13 protein-coding genes and 1 pseudogene are annotated in these 17000 nt (G+C 66.1%); 2 read left to right on the plus strand and 12 right to left on the minus strand.

What is annotated here, in order from left to right:
* Positions 1 to 70 precede the first annotated feature (70 nt).
* From ACWHYV_RS12540 to ACWHYV_RS12555, 4 genes are all read right to left on the minus strand, one after another.
* The gene (locus ACWHYV_RS12540; protein WP_447976832.1) at positions 71 to 1180 is read right to left on the minus strand and encodes an LPP20 family lipoprotein; all 1110 of its coding nucleotides are present in this window, start codon (positions 1178 to 1180) and stop codon (positions 71 to 73) included.
* Entirely contained in the window at positions 1177 to 2640 is a 1464-nt protein-coding gene (locus ACWHYV_RS12545; RefSeq protein WP_447976833.1) for a COG3014 family protein, read from the minus strand. Before ACWHYV_RS12545 ends, ACWHYV_RS12540 begins: the two co-directional genes overlap by 4 nt.
* Before the next feature lie 72 nt (positions 2641 to 2712).
* Entirely contained in the window at positions 2713 to 3339 is a 627-nt protein-coding gene (locus tag ACWHYV_RS12550; protein ID WP_447976834.1) for a penicillin-binding protein activator LpoB, read from the minus strand.
* Positions 3340 to 3369: 30 nt separating this feature from the next.
* Entirely contained in the window at positions 3370 to 3921 is a 552-nt protein-coding gene (locus tag ACWHYV_RS12555; protein WP_447976835.1) for an LPP20 family lipoprotein, read from the minus strand.
* Between the two features lie 182 nt (positions 3922 to 4103).
* Here ACWHYV_RS12555 and ACWHYV_RS12560 point away from each other — a divergent pair, with 182 nt between their 5' ends.
* Positions 4104 to 4274: a hypothetical protein gene (locus ACWHYV_RS12560; protein ID WP_447976836.1), complete on the plus strand. Its 171-nt coding sequence runs from the start codon at positions 4104 to 4106 to the stop codon at positions 4272 to 4274.
* 82 nt (positions 4275 to 4356) lie between these two features.
* On the opposite strand, the gene ACWHYV_RS12565 is transcribed toward ACWHYV_RS12560, so the two are convergent.
* A complete protein-coding gene (locus ACWHYV_RS12565; protein ID WP_447976837.1) occupies positions 4357 to 5712 on the minus strand; it encodes a caspase family protein in 1356 nt (451 codons plus the stop codon).
* A gap of 172 nt (positions 5713 to 5884) precedes the next feature.
* Between ACWHYV_RS12565 and acs the strand changes: the two genes are divergently transcribed.
* Positions 5885 to 7780 carry an acetate--CoA ligase gene (gene acs, locus ACWHYV_RS12570; RefSeq protein ID WP_447976838.1) on the plus strand — a complete coding sequence of 632 codons (1896 nt, stop codon included), beginning with the start codon at positions 5885 to 5887 and terminating at the stop codon, positions 7778 to 7780.
* Positions 7781 to 7832: 52 nt separating this feature from the next.
* Here acs and ACWHYV_RS12575 read toward each other — a convergent pair whose 3' ends face one another.
* The 7 genes and pseudogenes from ACWHYV_RS12575 to ppdK all read right to left on the minus strand — a co-directional run.
* Positions 7833 to 8489, minus strand: coding sequence for a riboflavin synthase (locus tag ACWHYV_RS12575; RefSeq protein ID WP_447976839.1), 657 nt, complete (start codon positions 8487 to 8489; stop codon positions 7833 to 7835).
* Positions 8490 to 8694: 205 nt separating this feature from the next.
* Positions 8695 to 9861: an MFS transporter gene (locus tag ACWHYV_RS12580; RefSeq protein WP_447976840.1), complete on the minus strand. Its 1167-nt coding sequence runs from the start codon at positions 9859 to 9861 to the stop codon at positions 8695 to 8697.
* Positions 9858 to 10637 carry a hypothetical protein gene (locus ACWHYV_RS12585; protein ID WP_447976841.1) on the minus strand — a complete coding sequence of 260 codons (780 nt, stop codon included), beginning with the start codon at positions 10635 to 10637 and terminating at the stop codon, positions 9858 to 9860. Before ACWHYV_RS12585 ends, ACWHYV_RS12580 begins: the two co-directional genes overlap by 4 nt.
* Positions 10634 to 11923, minus strand: a complete 1290-nt coding sequence (locus ACWHYV_RS12590; RefSeq protein ID WP_447976842.1) for a carboxylesterase family protein — start codon at positions 11921 to 11923, stop codon at positions 10634 to 10636. Before ACWHYV_RS12590 ends, ACWHYV_RS12585 begins: the two co-directional genes overlap by 4 nt.
* 86 nt (positions 11924 to 12009) lie before the next feature.
* Positions 12010 to 12804 carry an HD-GYP domain-containing protein gene (locus tag ACWHYV_RS12595; RefSeq protein WP_447976843.1) on the minus strand — a complete coding sequence of 265 codons (795 nt, stop codon included), beginning with the start codon at positions 12802 to 12804 and terminating at the stop codon, positions 12010 to 12012.
* 141 nt (positions 12805 to 12945) lie between these two features.
* Positions 12946 to 14022, minus strand: coding sequence for a bifunctional diaminohydroxyphosphoribosylaminopyrimidine deaminase/5-amino-6-(5-phosphoribosylamino)uracil reductase RibD (ribD, locus tag ACWHYV_RS12600; protein ID WP_447976844.1), 1077 nt, complete (start codon positions 14020 to 14022; stop codon positions 12946 to 12948).
* Between the two features lie 34 nt (positions 14023 to 14056).
* Positions 14057 to 16912 (minus strand): annotated as a pseudogene (ppdK, locus tag ACWHYV_RS12605) (pyruvate, phosphate dikinase); the annotation flags it as partial.
* Between the last annotated feature and the right edge of the window lie 88 nt (positions 16913 to 17000).

The raw sequence follows: 17000 nt of genomic DNA on the forward strand, positions 1-17000 counted from the left end.
TGAAGGAGTAAGTAGTAATTCAGTAAGTGAGTGATGTGTTCTTCCCAGTCAATTACCAATTACGAGTTTCTCATTTACTACTCTCCTTGGTAGGGCACGCCGCCGGGGGCAGGTCGGCGGGGAGCGGGGTCTCTCCGTAGAGAGAGCCGGCCAGCGCCTTGGCGGCGGTCGTCGAGAGCTCCTGTTGCATCACCCGAAAGGCCCGGGCCATCGCTTCCGGCGTCGTGATGTGGCCTTCTCGCCCGCCGAGCGAGACGGCTCCCACGACCCGTTCGGATTCCACGTCGGTCAGCACGAAATCGCCGCACCATCGCGCGTAGCGAAAGCGCGGGTCAGGGACGGAGACTTCCCAGAGCTGCGCCGTGCCCGTGAGCCGTAGGCCGGCCGATGCGGGTCGGACCCCGTCCGTGTGGCCATCCGAGCCAAGGCCGGCGACCGACAGTCCTTCACGGATCAAGCCTTCCGCCAGCGCCCGCTTCATCTGATCCGCTTCGTCCCCCGTGATCTCGATCGCGATGAGGGCCCGCTCCGCCAGCGTCCGCTCGAGCTCCAGCTTCAGGTCCGCCACACGGTGGACCGAGGGTAGGCCCTGCCCGCTTGGTCGAATGACCCGCAGGTCGGTATTGTAAACTTCGCGCAACAGGAGATCGTTGATCGCCCGTCGCAGGCTTCGGACCTTGCCCAACGTGTCCGCCGTTCGGGCCGCTTCCGCCAACTCCGTCTCGATGGTCCGGTCCAGGGCATCGATCCGCTCGGCCATCGCGGAACCGGCCTGCGCCCGGTCCATGCCGGCCAATGCATAGTGCTGTCCGGTTCGCGTGTCCATCCAGCGGTCGAGAACCTTGACGTTCTCGAGGGCCTTGTCGGTCGACACCGTGGTGAGCTGGTCCAGCGACACGCGATGTTCGACGCTCGACTGCCCGGCCCTGTCGGTGGAGACATAGGACTCCCAATCGCGCGACTGCGCCGTCACTTGCGCCCTGAAGATCTTCGCCACCGCGCCATAGGCGCGTTCGCTCGCCGCGGCCTGAGAATCGGCTTGGCCCACCCCGACCAGAAAGCGCTCGGAGGGAAAGTCCGGGCTCACGCCGTCCACCCATGCGGGCGGGGCGTGCCGACGGCCGCCGCAGCCGGCGACGAGGGCCAGACAGACAATGACGACCAGGCAGCGGTGCATCATGGCAACACCCGTTCGCAGATCAATGTGGTGTCGCCGCCCTGGAGCGACACGGTGTGAGCTGATTCCCGCCCCACGCTCCTGCCGGCCCGGTCCAGGAATCGCGTCCGCAGCTCGTAGCGCCCCGGCGGCAACCATGCCCGCGCGATCTGGATTTCGTCGGGCAACGTGCGCCAGCTACGCGTATCGGCTTGCTCCGAGGCGACCGCGAGCGATTTTGCCAGGGCGCCGACCAGCAGGCCGACCAAGGGGCCGGCGTCCTTTCCGGCCGCCGCGCGCGCCCCGTACCCCATACCTTCCGCCACACTGTATTTGACCACGGAACGAGCGACGGCTTTGACCGCAATCGCCGGGAGCCGGTCGGAGAGGCTGCGGTCGGCCAAGGCCGTCAGGTCCTGGACCAGTTGGGTTCGGGCGGCGACATGTCCATCGGGGCCGGTCGCGGTGAGCTCGGCGAACACGACCGTTGACTTCTCCGGGACGAGCGCGGGAATCGCCACACGGATGATCCGGCCGTTCAACCCGTACAAGACGCTTTCGGCGGCTCGGCGCTCGGGCGACTGGTGGTGGTTTCCGTAGGCCTTGGAGATCAGCACCAGATTCAAGGCGTCGAGGCTGATCGGGACGTCGATGTAGCGGTCTTCTTTGCGAGGGGATCGGCCGTTGAAGGTGATGAGCAGCACCTGCGCCAGATCCCGGGTCTCGCTATACGAGCGCCAGGGCACCTCTCCGAAGTCCCTCCGGTAGGCCTGATGTTCCTCGTCCAAGTGGAGCGCGTCGGTGATGCGAAGCAGGTCGGCCTTGAGCATGGGCGGCGCCGGCACGCGGGACCAGACCGCCGTCTGACCGTAGAGCTCGTAGGCCTTTCGGTAGGCGACGAACGCGTTGTTCAGATCCCCGGCCGTCTCGTAGAGCAGGCCGCTCAGGTAGCGGGCGAATGGATCATCGCGGTATCCGTCCTTGGGGCCCGTTCGATCGGTGAGCACGTTGAGCCGGTGATCGAGGCGCCGCGCCTCGACGAGCGCCTCGGTCCAGTTGCCCATCGCCGCATAGTTCAACGCTTTGACGACGTTGAGCATCGTCTGCTCGTAGGGCTCCCCTTCATAGGGAAGCTTGGAGTCGTTGGTGAGAAACGCTTTGGTTTCGGCGCCGATCCGGCGGGTGTACAGCCGGTCCACTTCGTCTTCGGCCTCGCTGAGCACCGCGTTGCTCGCCTCGTACTCCCCGGCCAGGTGGAGCATCAGGCCCCGATCCATTCCATAGAGCACGCGGCTCTCCGAGCCGTATTCCCGCTCGGCCTGCTCGATGACCTGAGCCGCCCGGCGCGCATCCCCGGTCCGGAGGCTGTCCTCGGCCAAGGCATATCGGGTGACGGAATGGGTGCAGGCGGAGCTGAAGACCGCGAGCAGCACGCTCAGCAGGCCGGTGCAGACGGGCGAGAGGCGAAAGCAGAAGCGCCCCACCGAAGTGGGGCGCCGAACGAGTGGAGCGGGAGGGTTCAAGGACGCGCGTCAGCAGGCGTGTCAACCACCCTGCTAGAAGAGAAAGCGTTTGCGTTCGACCACTTTTTTGATCTTCTTCTGTCCGTACCAGGCCTTCACGTTGCTTTCGAGGTCGATCAGCTCGAGATCCACCTGGTAGAACACGGCCTTGGTGCCGTCGCTCTCGTCCAGGATCGTCGAGATGTTTCCCTTCATCATATAATCGGCCCCGATCTCCTTACCGGCCGACTTCTGGGTGTCTTCCCGGGCATGGACGGCCTGCTCGCGGCGCTCATCGCGGATCTCTTCGCGCTCCCCCCGGCCGGCGACGAACGTGACTTTCTGCGAATTCGTCAGCTCGCGCTGGAGGTCGGTGATGAACGTCTGCGTGTTGATGTGCTCATGGCTGCGGTTGACGACCGTCCCGACGACGACGACGGGCTGCCGGCCCTTCGCCTTCACGTAGCTGTCCAGCCAGGGATAGCTCAACGCTTCCTTGACCATCGCTTCCGCAACCTGCTGCGAGTCGGTGTCGTTCCAACGCCCGCTCAAGTCGGTCACCACGCCGGGATCGATCCGGGTGACACGGGTCTCCTTGGCGCAGGCGCTCAGGCCGAGCGCGGCGAGCGCCAGGGCGCCGATCGCGAGCCGTCTCACCCCATGGGTCCGTCCAGTGCTCATCTGTCTCTCCCCTCGTCGGCCGGCCGCGAATTACTTGGCGGCCCGCTTGTCTTCTTCTTTCTCCAGGCGCTCGAACAGTCGGTCGGCATTGCGCCGGACGAAGTCCCGGACCTCGCTGCTCAGCTCCTTGGCTTGCGCGAGCTGCTCTTTGACGTCGGCCAGGTTCAGTTTCGCCAGCACGTAGTAGGTGCCGCTCTTCTCGTCCTTGTAGCGATCCTCCTGGCGCACGCCATTGAGCGTGACCGCGCTGAAGGTCTTGATGGCCCGTTCGATGTTCTGCTCTTCGGTACCGCGGGTGAAGTCGCCGGCGGTCGTCGAGGCGGCGTAGTCGCGCATCAGGTAGGCGGTATAGGTTTCGAAGTTGCGGGCGACCTCGGCGCGCGCCCGATTCTGCGCCGCCTCCCATGCCAGCGGTTCGTTCTTGACGCCGTTCACGGCGCCGACGCCGTAGAACGCTTTGTCGCTGAAGCTCGAGCCCTGCTTCACCCACTTGGGGGCGCCGCCGCAGGCGGTCAAGGCAAGACAGAGGCACGCGATGAGGCCGGCGCCGATCGATCGAATGACGCCACGTCCCGAACTCATAGGATCCTCCTTGTGCAGGCGAACAGACGGCCGGTCGGTTGCGAGATCATACACGCGGGGCTTACCGTCGAGACCTTAAAGGGAAGTGTGGTTTTATGCTAGCATCGCCCCCTATGAGTGTCAACGCAACGCTGGCGCTGCGTTGATGGCCCTTCACGAACGAGCGCGAGCGGAGGATCGTCGTGGCAGACGTCAGAATTCAGGACGGCATCATCAAGATCATGGAATTGGACATTCAGGACCCGAAGGCGGCGGCGGTCTTGGCCGAGTATCCCGAAGCGCGTTGGGCGGAGATCACGCGCCGGGCGGTCAAGATCGGCTTGGGCTACTTGAAGGGGGGCGGGAAGGAGTAAGAAAAAGGTTGAGGCTCAGGTTGAGGTTAAGGTCAAGCTTCTTTCTTCACCCTGAGCCGTAACCTCAACCTGAGCCTTCTCTTCACTGCTTCGTGGCCGGCGCAACCGCGCCGTTCTGCTCGAGATAGGCTCGGGCACGGCCCTCCGTCCCTCCTGTTTCCAGGTAGTGCCGGTAGGCTTCCACGGCTTTGGCTTTGTCCTTGAGATCTTCCGCGTAGAGGTCGCCCAGCGACAGATACACGTCCGCGTAGTTCGGATTGACGGCAAGCGCTTGGTGCAAGGCCTTTTCCGCATCCGCGAACTGGCCCTTTCGCTGCAGCACCAGTCCCAGCGTGTAGGCCGAATCGGGATTGCCGGGCGCATACTTCACGGCCGCGCGGGCCGCGGCGAGGGCTTCCTCGAGATTGGGGGCGTATTCGAGGTAGAGGTAGCTTTTCAGGACGTACGCATCCCCATAGGACGGGTTGTACTCGAGGGCTCGATTCAAGTGTTCGAGCGCCTCGCCCACCGGCCGCTGTTGTTGGAGGATCGTGAACGCCTCCTCGTACTCATCCCTCGCGGCCGCCGTCCGCTCGGCTTCCGTCTTCGGCAACCGGCCTGGTTTGAACGCGCTCTTCTTCCCCTCGATCAGGATCATGTCCCCTTCACCGTCGAGTCGGGCGAACTGGGGATGCTGGGCTCCGCCGGTGGCTTTCGGCACCTGCGCGCCGACGTACTCGGCCAGCTCCGTCGCCATCAGCCAACCGTTCCGGTCGGCGTCGGCCGCGCCGTCGAGGCCGCTGACGACCGCCTGCACGAAGGCGTCGGGTGACTCCTTGCGGCTCACCACTTCTCCCTTACCGGCCGCCGTCAAGACCTGGATCGCGCGCTTTTCCGTTTCCGCTTCCGGCGCGACACGACCCTCCAACGAGAGCTGCTGGGGAGGCGTCACGTCCCAGCCGGACACGGCCGTGTCCAGGAGGAAGAGGACGTGTTTCGACATCACCCGGCGGGAGAATTCCTTGAGCTGATCGAGTGTGATGGCCTTCGTCACGTTCTGGACCTGGGCGTCCCACGGGACGAGATAGCCCAAGTCTTTTCCGTTCATGTCCTGGGTCAGCCCGGCATGCCCGGCAAAGTAAATGACGACGCGGTCCTGCCGTCCGACCTTGCGGGGAAGGAAGTCGCTGAAGATCGCGTTGAGCCGCTTGAAGCTCGCGTCCTTGTCATAGAGCTCGATGATCTCCTCGAACCCTACCTTCCTCAGCGCCTCGGCGACCGCCTTGGCGTTGGCTTTGGCGTTGTCCAGTTTCGGTGCGACGAGATAGTCGTTGATGCCGATGACGACGGCCCACGATTTGTAGTAGAGCCCCTCGGGCTTGCCGATCTGGGCGTGAGCCGATGAGACGGCAAGGGACAGACACGCGGAGATGACCGTGAGCAGGGCGACCCGGCGCATGCAACGCTCCATCGAAGCCTCGCCGGCATGCTACGCCCCGCGTCCGCGGGCTGTCAAGGAACGGGAGACCGACGGCCGATCGAAGGCTTGAAGATGATCGGGGGCTCACTCATAATGACGCGCAGAGCGTCCTGTTCGGTGAGTCTTGGACTGAAACGGAGGAGCGCACGTCATGGCCGCTGACGAGAAATTGGATAGCCTCTTGAGGGTCGACCGGGTCGTCCTTCCCACCGCCGAGACCATCGCACACGCGTATATCAAGGACTATGAGACCGAATACCGTAAGTCCATCGCCGACCCGGAGACGTTTTGGGCCGGCGTGGCCAGAGAGCTGGAATGGTTCTCGCCGTGGAGCAAGGTCCTCGAGTGGGACTATCCCTGGGCCAAATGGTTCGTCGGCGCCACCTGCAACATCGCGTACAACTGCCTCGACCGCCACGTGAAGACGTGGCGCAAGAACAAGGTGGCGATCATCTGGGTCGGCGAGCAGGGAGAAGAGCGGATCTTCACCTATGGTGAGTTGGCCCGGCAGGTCAATCGGTGCGCCAACGCCCTCACCGCGCTGGGGCTTCGCCGCGGCGATCGGGTGACGATCTATCTGCCGAAGATCCCCGAGCAGGTCGTGGCCATGCTCGCGTGCGCCCGCCTGGGGGTCGTTCACAGCGTCGTCTATTCCGGCTTCAGTGCGCCCGCCCTCGCCAGCCGCATTCAGGATGCGGAGGCCCGGGTCGTCATCACCGCGGACGTGGGGTACGACCGGGGCAAGAGCGTCAACTTGAAGAGCGTGGTCGACCAGGCGGTCGCCAATTGCGCCACCGTCGAAACCGTCGTGGTGGTACGGCGGGAGAAGCCCGGCATCCCGCTGTCGGCGCCGAAGGAGATCGATTGGCACGATTGGATCGCGGGCGAAAAGGCCGTGTGCGAGGCCGAGCGGCTGGAGGCCGAAACCCCGCTGTACATCCTCTACACCTCCGGCACGACCGGCAAGCCGAAAGGCGTCGTGCACGTGCACGGCGGCTACATGGTCGGCACGTACATCACCACCAAGTACGTCTTCGATCTCAAGGAAGACGACGTGTATTTTTGCGTCGCGGATCCCGGATGGGTCACCGGCCACAGCTACATCGTCTACGGCCCGCTGCTCAACGGCGCGACCATCCTGATGGTCGAAGGGAAGCCGGACTATCCGAACCCGGGGCGCTGGTGGGAGCTGATCGAGCGGTACGGGGTGTCCATTTTCTACACGACCCCGACCGCGATCCGGCTGCTGATGAAGTACGGCGAAGAATGGCCGAAGAAGTACGATCTGTCGACGCTGCGCGTGCTCGGAAGCGTCGGCGAGCCGATCAATCCCGAAGCGTGGGAGTGGTATCACCGCGTGACGGGCGGGAACAAGCCGATCATGGACACGTGGTGGCAGACCGAGACCGGCATGATCCTGGTCACCCCCCTCCCCTCGGTTCCGTTGAAGCCCGGTTCGGCGACCCGACCGTTCCTCGGCGTCGAGGCCGACGTCGTCGACCGCGAGGGCAAGAGTCTCCCGCCCAACAGCGGCGGCTTTGCCGTGGTCAAGAAGCCCTGGCCCGCCATGATGCGGACCATCTATAAGGACCCGGATCGGTACCGGGTGTACTGGAACACGATCCCGAACTGCTACACGGCGGGGGACGTGTGCAGGAAGGACGAGGACGGTTATTTCTGGTTCATGGGCCGCGCCGACGACGTGATCAAGGTCGCCGGCAACCGCATCGGCACCGCCGAGGTGGAAAGTGCGCTCGTCAGCCATCCGGCCGTCGCCGAGGCGGCGGTCATCGGCAAGCCGCACAAGACCGCGGGGGAGTCGATCAAGGCGTTCGTGATCCTGAAGCAAGGCCAGCAGGACAGCCGGGAGCTGATCCAATCCATGAAGGACCACGTGCTGAAGGAGCTGGGAAAGATCGCCGTGCCGCAGGAAATCGAAATCGTCCCGTCGTTGCCGAAGACGCGGTCGGGCAAGATCATGCGCCGGGTGCTGAAAGCCAAGGAGCTCGGGCAGGACGTGGGCGACATCTCGACGCTGGAGGAGTAGCGGAGGCGGTCAGCCGTCAGCGCTCAGCAAGAAGAAAGGATTGCGGGCTGAGCTACATCAGCCCCTTTCTTTGTAGGTAGTCTTTATCGATCACCGGGGCGGGCCTGGGGGCCGCCTGGCCGCGTTCCTGTAACAGCCGCTCGACGTACTTCCCGATCAGGTCCGATTCGAGGTTGACCGGATCACCTACCTGCTTGAGGCCGAGGGTCGTGACCTTCGCGGTGTGGGGAATGATCGCGACGCTGAAGGCCCGGTCGGTGACGTCGTTGATCGTCAGGCTGATCCCGTCGACGGTGATCGACCCCTTCTGCACGCAGTAGCGCACGATCTCGCGGGGCGCCTCGATCGTCAGGAACAACGTGTTGCCCTCCTGACGTCTTGCCTGGAGCGTCCCGACACCGTCCACGTGTCCCGCCACCAGGTGCCCGCCGAGGCGCTGATTGACCTTCATCGCGCGCTCGAGGTTCACGGGCGCGCCCGGGGTCAACGTGCCCAGGGTGGTCACGTTGAGCGTTTCCTGGGACACGTCCACCGTGAAGTCCCGCTCTCCACGGGAGGTCACCGTCAAACACGTCCCGTTAACGCTCACGCTCGCCCCTACGATCAAGTCATCCATGATGGTCGACGCGAGCAGCGTCATCCGCGTGCCGGTCGGCGTCTTGGTGACCGCCGTGACGGCGCCCATCTCCTCTATGATCCCGGTGAACATGCTTACTCCCGCCGTCCGAGGACCTGCCGAAACACGACGACGAACACGACGATGAGCACGACGACGCCGAGCGCGGCCAGAATCCCGATGACGATATCGGCGGCCCCATCTCCGCGCTCATGGCAGTGCCCCGGAATGAGATATTATAGGGCAGCCGAGTCGGTCGTGGGAAGGTCGGCCGGCGGCCGAGCAACGGCGCCGCGGGTCACGACTTTCGGACCGACACCCAGAACAGGCCGGCGGCAACCACTTGAACGGCCGCGATGACGGTAAACGCGCCCTGAAAATTCAGATGCGCGATGAGCAGCCCCGCCAGCAGGGGCCCGCTCGCGTGACCGATGTCCGAGATCGTGCCCTGCATCCCCATGCCGGCACCGAGCGTCTTCAGCTCCGAGATGTCGGCCACGAAGGCGGACGTCGAGGAGGTCACGACGGCCTCGCCGAACCCAAAGCCGGCGGCGAGCACGAGCAGCAACGGTAAGGCCTCGACCCATGGGATCATCACGAACGTGCCGGCGCAGATCACCAGGCCGAGCATGATCAACGGGCGGCGGCCGATCCGGTCGGACACCCGCCCCATGATCGGCTTGGACAGAAACGAGGTCACCCCTTGCACCCCGAACAGGAGCCCGACCTCGCCGGCGTTCAAGCCGATCCCGACGCCGTAGATCGGGAGGAAGGCCATCAAGGCGCCGTTCGCGATCATCTTCGCACCGTCCACCGTGCTCGTGATTAGCACGCGCAGGTTGCGGGCGACGATGGCGAAGCCCTTCCACATTTCGGCCGTCACCGGGCGGATGCCCTTCTCGGGGACGCGTGGCGGCGGCTTGAGGTGCAGCAGGGCGAACAGGATCATGCCGAGGCACCCGAAGACGCCCGCGGTCACGAACGTGGTCGTAAAGCCGGACGCATAGACAAGCCAGCCGCCGAGCACCGGACCCAGCAGCGCGCCCGCCTGCGTCGAGGCCGTATACGCCCCCATCGCCGCCCCGCGCCGCTCTCGGTAGAGGTCGGCGACGGTGGCCAGGGCGCTGGGCGCAAAAATGGCCGTCGCCAGGCCGTGGACGAACCGAAGTCCGGTGAGTGTCTCGACGTCGGGGATGAAGGGATACACGAATGGCGGCAGCCCGAAGGCCACCACCCCGATCCGCATCAACAGCCGGCGCCCGTAGATGTCGGAGAGCGCACCCGACGGGAGCTTGAGCAGGACGCCGGTGAGCGTGGACACCGACACGACCACGCCGATGCTCTCGGGTCCGGCCCCGAGGGATTGCGCGAAGAGCGCCAGCACGGGCATGCGGACCAGGTTGTAACTGATGAAGCACAAGACGCCGATCGCGCAAAGGAGGATGAAGCTGTGCGTGCGGCTCATCGTGTCGGATGCGAGGGCGGCGGAGAGGGAACGCTCGGGATCAGCGAGAGCAACCGGCCGCGGGCGTCCGCGGACCCGAGGGGCATGGCTGCGACGGCGCGGCGGGCGCAACCGGGGTCGCCTGCGATTCGCACGCCGAGCTCGTGCGTCATCGCCAGCTCCTTCTCCAGCGCGTGCCTCACCACCCAGGCCGCCAAGGGCTTGAGGGAGGTCACGAGCGCGGAGACGAGGCCCTCATCGAACCGGGTATAGGCGACGATCGTCGTCTCCACGGCGTCGGGTCGGTCCGGGTTGGAGATGGACGCGGTTCGGACCCAGGCCGCCGTTTTGGCCGCAATGGTCGGGAGCAGGCGGCTCCGATGGCTCCCCTCGATGAGGTAGAGGCGCCGGTCCGGCTCCGCGAGGATCACCGTCACCGCGCCTTCCGCTCCGTCGCCGTCCTTGACCCGGTAGTGCCGGGGACCCATGACGACGACCTCCATGCGCCCCATCCCGAGCCGCTCCATGAGGCCGGCGGCCAGATCGGGATGGTCGAGCAAGTACGCGTTCAATTCGGGCGAGATCGGGGTGCGTCGAGGACCGATCGTCGACGAGACATGGGCGGCGTTGACCACGGTGGACAGCCGGCAGCGCACCTCCACCGACAGACCGGTCCACCCTTCCACCGGCGCCCCGTCGGCAAGCAGGACACACGGGTCGGCGGCACGTGCGCCCGGGCACACGGCTACGGCCGCGAGGATGAGCGCCGTCTGGAGGGTCGCCCGTCCGTGGTTCATGGCGAGCCGACGTCGATGGAGATCGCCGAGGGGAAGAGCGCCCGGGGATCGCGCCGTTGCCTGGCGTCACGCAAAAGCCGCTCGGCCGACGGTCGCACCAGAGCCTGATAGCTGACGCGGCCGTTCGTCACGACCGTGACGGGCTGCGACAGGTCGACCAGCGCGTCGTTGAGAAACAGCGTGAACCGGCGCACCCGGTCGGTTTGGACCTCGATCCGGTTCGGCGCCGCGACGGTCGCCTGGAGCCTGGCGTATCGGCGGGTGACGATGGCGTCGTCGTCCGAATCGATGAGCCGATCGGTGAAGGCCGCGATGCGGTCGGTGGCGTCGATCCGGACCCAACTGAACGGCAGTAAGTGCGACGCGTCGCGTACGAGGGTGAGCTGCTTGGGAAGCGGGTCGCGACGGCGGGCGGCAAACCAGGCGACCAGGTCCGGGAGCTCCTCTCGCGGAAAGTAATGGCCTCCGGCGATCGGATGGGTCCGGTCGTGCTCCCGATAGACGAAGGGATAGCCGAGCCGCGTCAATTCTTCCGCAATCCGGCGGCTCAGAGAGACCGGCATGACCTGGTCTTTCACCCCGTGGATCAGGTACACGGGCGTGTGACGCAGGTTTTCCAGAAACGGCATGAGCACTTCGTCGAGGCCGGCCGCCATGGGAGCAAGGCCGGCGAAGAGCGGTGCGTAGTGGGTGCCCACGAGGTACACGCCGATGCCGCCGTTCGACATGCCGGTGAGAAACACGCGATCGGGATCGACGTGGTAGCGGACGGCGACGTCTCGGAGGGTGGCCAGCACCAGGTCGGCGGCGTCTCGCGTCCACCAGTTTCCTTGCAGGAGCGTCGGGCACGCCAGCAGATATTGATCGGCCAATCGCGCCTGCCACCGCTCCAGATAGGCGTCGCCGGTAAAGCCGGCGCCATGGAGGCAGAGGACCAGGGGGTACGCCTTCGTGGAGTCGTACCCGGGCGGCACGTAGAGACCGTAGGAAAACGGGCGGCCGCGCACGGACACCGGACGGCCGGGCTGAAGCCCTATCGCCTGGCTGCGGTACTGCGGCCCTTCGCGCAGGATCGTCTCGAGCCCGGCGATGCTCGCGTCCGAGCGCGCGAGGATGTCGGTCAAGAGGCGGTCGGCTTCATCGCCGTCCGCGGCGACGAGATACTCGCGAACCAGCTCGGCCAGGGATGGGGAGCTGAACGATTGGCCGGCTGCCGGCTGCCACGCGAAGGGCGCCAGGAACACCGCGCCGGCGAGGACGGCGGCGATGACCGTGCGAAGGGCCATCGGCGGAGGGGCACAGGCTGCCGCGCTGTCATGACCCGGTCGTCTCCTGAACACCGTCGCACGCTACCACCTTTTCTGAAGGGCTGTCAAAGCGGTGCGGCGCCGCGGTCGTGAGTCTCGAGCCCGCAGCCTGAGGCCGGCCGACAGAGCTGGAACGGCGAGGCCGGGGATGATGCCATCGCCGATTCCGGCACCTCGCACGGCCGCTGATCAGGCAGCGGCGCGTTCGGCCATCGAAGCGCGTCCCAGTCCATTCGCCGAACGGCCGGCCGCCCCAAGGCGGCCGCGATTTGCCGCCACACGTCCGGGGAGAGCGCGGTACATGCCTCGACCACCAGTGGGTCGAACTGCCGGCCGCGCTCCGATCCGATGGAGGCCCAGGCCTCGGCCACGCTGAGCCGCGGGCCGTACGCTCGCTCCATGCCGGTCAAGACGTCGAAGCAGTCGACGATGGCGCAGATCCGGGCGCCGAGCGGAATCTCATCGCCCTCCAACCGGTGCGGATACCCGGTGCCATCGTACCGTTCGTGATGGGCGAGCACGATCGCCGCGACCCCCTCCAGATCCGGAATCGCACTGACCATGCCGTACCCGATCACGGTATGGCTCTGCATCGCACGGCGTTCCGCGTCGCAGAAGAGCCCCGGTTTCTTGATCACCCGGTCGGGCACGTGGATCTTCCCGACGTCGTGAAGGAAGACCCCTCGCTCGAGCGTCTGCAGGGCCTCGCCGGAGAGCCCGAGCAGGCGGCCGACGATCAGGGCGTAGCCGGCCGTCCGATGGGAGTGGCCGTAGGTCGCGGGATCCCGAAGATCGAGCGCGGCGTCGAACGACGTGAGGGTTGCAGTGGCAGATCGGGCGGATTGTAGGCCGGCATCCATGGCACGGCCAACCAGCAAAAGCGATGCCGATCATCAGGACTGCGAAGCATCGGATTTCTGAGCGATGCGGACGGCAGTGCGTCGCGGTTCCGAGGGGACATGAATCCAATCGTCTCGATCCGTATCCGAAGAGGTACGGAGCTAGATGAGAAAGGCGTCGATCCGCAGGTCGTCGCCGATGCGGGTGACCGTGAGGTGCTTCACGGCGACGGCCCGGGCGAGTTTCGAGGGGGACTCTCCGCCGAGAAGCCCTTTGGCATCCCTGCCGCCGAGGAGCTTTGGGGCGATGTACAGGCGGAGTCGGTTGACGTATCCGGCTCGAACCGCGGCGGCGTTCAGCTCGCTCCCCCCTTCGAGAAGGACCGAGGTAATCCCGCGACGGCCGAGCGCGGCCAGACAGGCGTTGAGCGACACGCGACCCTGTGCTGCGGGAAGCCGGAGGACCGTCGCTCCGAGCGCTTCGAGCGCCTTCACGCGCGCCAACGACGCGCGAGCCGTCGTGGCGACGATCGTCTCTCCGCCCTTCTCCGTGAGCATGCGCGCCGTCAATGGGAGCCGCAGGCGGCTGTCGAGCACGACCCGAGCCGGCTGCCGGCCGGGTGAGGAGCCGACGCGCGCCGTCAAGCGGGGGTCGTCCGCCAGAACGGTCCCGATCCCGACCATGATGGCATCGACTTCGCGGCGAAGGTGATGGACCTCCCGCCTGGCCGGCTCGCCGCTGATCCACTGCGACTCCCCGGTCGCCGAGGCGATCCGGCCGTCGAGCGTCATGGCGGCTTTCAAGATGACGAACGGGCGCCCCGTGGTCGCCCAGTGCACGTAGGCCTCGTTCAGTCGTGCCGCCTGGTCCTCGAGGACGCCGACGGTCACCCGGGCGCCGGCACGGCGCAGGGCGGCAATCCCGCGGCCGCGCACCCGAGGATTGGGGTCCCGCATCGCGACGACGATACGGCGGAACCCGGCCGCCAGCACGGCGGGCACGCATGGCGGGGTGCGCTTCGCGGTATGACAGCAGGGTTCCAGCGTGACGTAGAGGGTGGCCCCGCGGGCCAGTCGGCCCGCGGCCTCGAGGGCCAGGATTTCCGCGTGCGGGGTGCCGGGTCTCCGATGGAACCCCTGGCCGACGATGCGGCCGCCGCGGACGATGACGGCCCCCACCATCGGATTGGGGCTGGCGGTGCCCCGGCCGCGCGCGGCGAGCGTTAGCGCGCGGGCCATGTACCGACGATCCCGTTCGGGGTCGTTCACCGGGAGCGCGCGGCCGCCGGCTTCCGGCGCTTGGCCGGCCGGCGCGCCGTGGTCTTCGCCGGCGTGCCGGCTTTGCCGGCACGCGCCGTTTCGACACCCGCGATGCCGTAGCCTGCGCCGCCGTCGACTCGGCGGTGAGGGCGGCCTGTGCCGCCGCGAGCCGCGCGATGGCCACTCGGAAGGGCGAGCAGCTCACGTAATCGAGCCCCAGTTGATGGCAAAATTCCACCGAGCTCGGGTCTCCGCCGTGCTCGCCGCAGATGCCGAGCTTGATGTCCGGCCGCGTCGTCCGCCCGGCTTCGATCGCCATCCGCATCATCGCGCCCACGCCCTCGCGGTCCAGCACCGCGAACGGATCGGCGTCGAGGATGTTCTCCGCTTTCGCGTCGATATGGGCGCCGCAGCTCTGGCAGACCATCTCTTTCCAGTTCACCTGTGGGCTCAAACACTTGGGACAGGCGTCCTGCCGCTTCATGTAGAACGCCACGAACTTCGCCGCGTCGTCACGCGAGAAGCCGAAGGTCGTTTGCGTCAGGTCGTTGGTGCCGAACGAGAAGAACTCCGCCTGCTCGGCGATGCGCCCGGCCGTCACGGCGGCCCGCGGCAACTCGATCATCGTGCCGACCAAATAGGACAGCTTGATCCCGTTCTGCTTCAGGACCTCGTCGGCGACCTCGCGGATCAGGTCCTTCTGCGCCTTCATCTCCGACACCATCCCGACCAGCGGGATCATGATCTCGGGGACGATCTTCTTGCCTTCCCGCGTGATTTCGCAGGCCGCTTCCAGAATCGCCCGCGTCTGCATCCGGGTGATCTCGGGCATCGTGATCCCCAACCGGCAGCCCCGGAGCCCGAGCATCGGATTGAACTCGTGCAGCTCCTCGACCCGCTCCAACAGGCGCCGTTTCTCTTCGATGACCTCCGGCTGCCCGCCGGTCAGCTCCAGTTTGGCGATCTCCACCATCAGCTCCTCGCGGTGCGGAAGGAACTCGTGGAGCGGCGGATCGAGGAGGCGGATGGTGACGGGATAGCCTTCCATCTCCCGGTAGAGTCCGATGAAGTCTTGACGCTGAAGGGGCAGGAGTTGCTCGAGGTACCGTTCGCGCTCCTCCCGCGTCCGAGCGAGGATCATCTTCTGCATGATCGGGATCCGGTCCTCGGCGAAGAACATGTGCTCCGTCCGACAGAGACCGATGCCTTCGGCGCCGAACCCGCGTGCGATGCGCGCCTGATCCGGCACGTCGGCGTTCGCCCGCACCTTGAGCGTGCGCACCTCGTCGGCCCATTTGAGGAACGTCGCGAAGATCCGGTACTTCTCCGAGCGCTTGGCATCCAGCTTCCCCTGGATGACCTGGACGACCTCCGACTCGACGACCGGGATGTCGCCGTTGTAGACATTGCCCGTAAAGCCGTTGATCGAGAGATAGTCGCCTTCCTTGAGCGTCAACGAGCCGATGCGGACGGTGGCGCCGTCCTGCACGTCCACCGCTTCACAGCCGGCGACGCACACCTTTCCCATCTGCCTGGCCACGACCGCGGCGTGGGACGTCATCCCGCCCCGGGCCGTCAGGAAGCCCTGCGCCGCGTGCATGCCGTGAATGTCGTCGGGGCTGGTCTCCTGCCGCACCAGCAGGACGCGCTCGCCCCGCGCGTGCATCTCGACGGCCCGATCGGGGGTCAGGGCGATCTTGCCGGCCGCCGCCCCGGGTCCCGCCGGCAACCCCTTGCCGATCGGAGGGTGCTTGGCCTCCTCCGCCACGTCGAAGATGGGATAGAGGTATTGCGAGAGCTGATCCGGGCTGACTCGCAGGACGGCCTCCCGCTTCGTGATCAGCCCCTCGTTCACCATGTCGTACGCGATCCGGACGGCCGCGATGCCGGTCCGCTTTCCGACCCGCGTCTGCAGCATGTAGAGCTTGCCCTCCTGGATCGTGAACTCCAGGTCGAGCATGTCGCGGTAGTGCTTTTCGAGCTTCTTGTACGTGTCGACGAGGCCCTTGTACGCCTGCGGGAGGGACTTCGCCAACGCGGTCACCGGGAGCGGGGTCCGGATGCCCGCCACCACGTCCTCCCCTTGCGCGTTGAACAGGAACTCGCCGAAGAACGTCTTTTGCCCGGACGCGGGATCGCGCGTGAACGCCACCCCGGTTCCGCTCGTGTCCCCCATGTTCCCGAAGACCATCGCGACGACGCTCACCGCCGTGCCCCAGCTATCCGGGATGTTGTAGAGACGTCGATACGTGACCGCGCGGGCGCCATACCATGAAGAGAAGACCGCGTTGATGCCCATCCGCAACTGTTCGAGCGGGTCCTCGGGGAACTCGCGTCCCGTCTCTTTCGTCACGACCGCTTTCATCCGGATCACGAGGTCCTTGAGCGCCTTCGCATCGAGGTCGGTGTCGGCTTGGGCGTGGCATTCCTCCTTCTTGCGCTCGAACACCGTCTCGAAGCGGTCGCGACCGATCCCCATGACGATGTGTCCGAACATGGTGATGAACCGGCGATAGCTGTCCCACGCGAACCGCTCGTTGCGGGTCTTGGCGGACAGGCCTTCGACCGTCCGGTCGTTCAACCCGACGTTCAGCACCGTGTCCATCATCCCGGGCATCGAGGCACGGGCCCCCGACCGCACAGAGACGAGCAGCGGGCTGGCCGGATCGCCGAAGCGCGCCCCCATCGAGCGCTCGACCTTCTTCAGCGCGTGCAGCGCCTCTTCCCACATGCCGCTGGGGTACACCTTGCCGCGTTTGTAGTATTCGATGCACGCCTCGGTGGTGATGGTGAAGCCGGCCGGGACGGAGATCCCGAGATTCGTCATCTCGGCGAGGCCCGCGCCCTTCCCGCCGAGCAACTCCTTCATGTCCCCGGTCCCCTCGGCCTTGCCGTCGCCGAAGTAATAGACATATTTCTTCGTACCCACGTCTTCCCTCTCTTGTTCGATGAGGCCG

The sequence above is a fragment of the Candidatus Nitrospira bockiana genome, assembly GCF_965152565.1.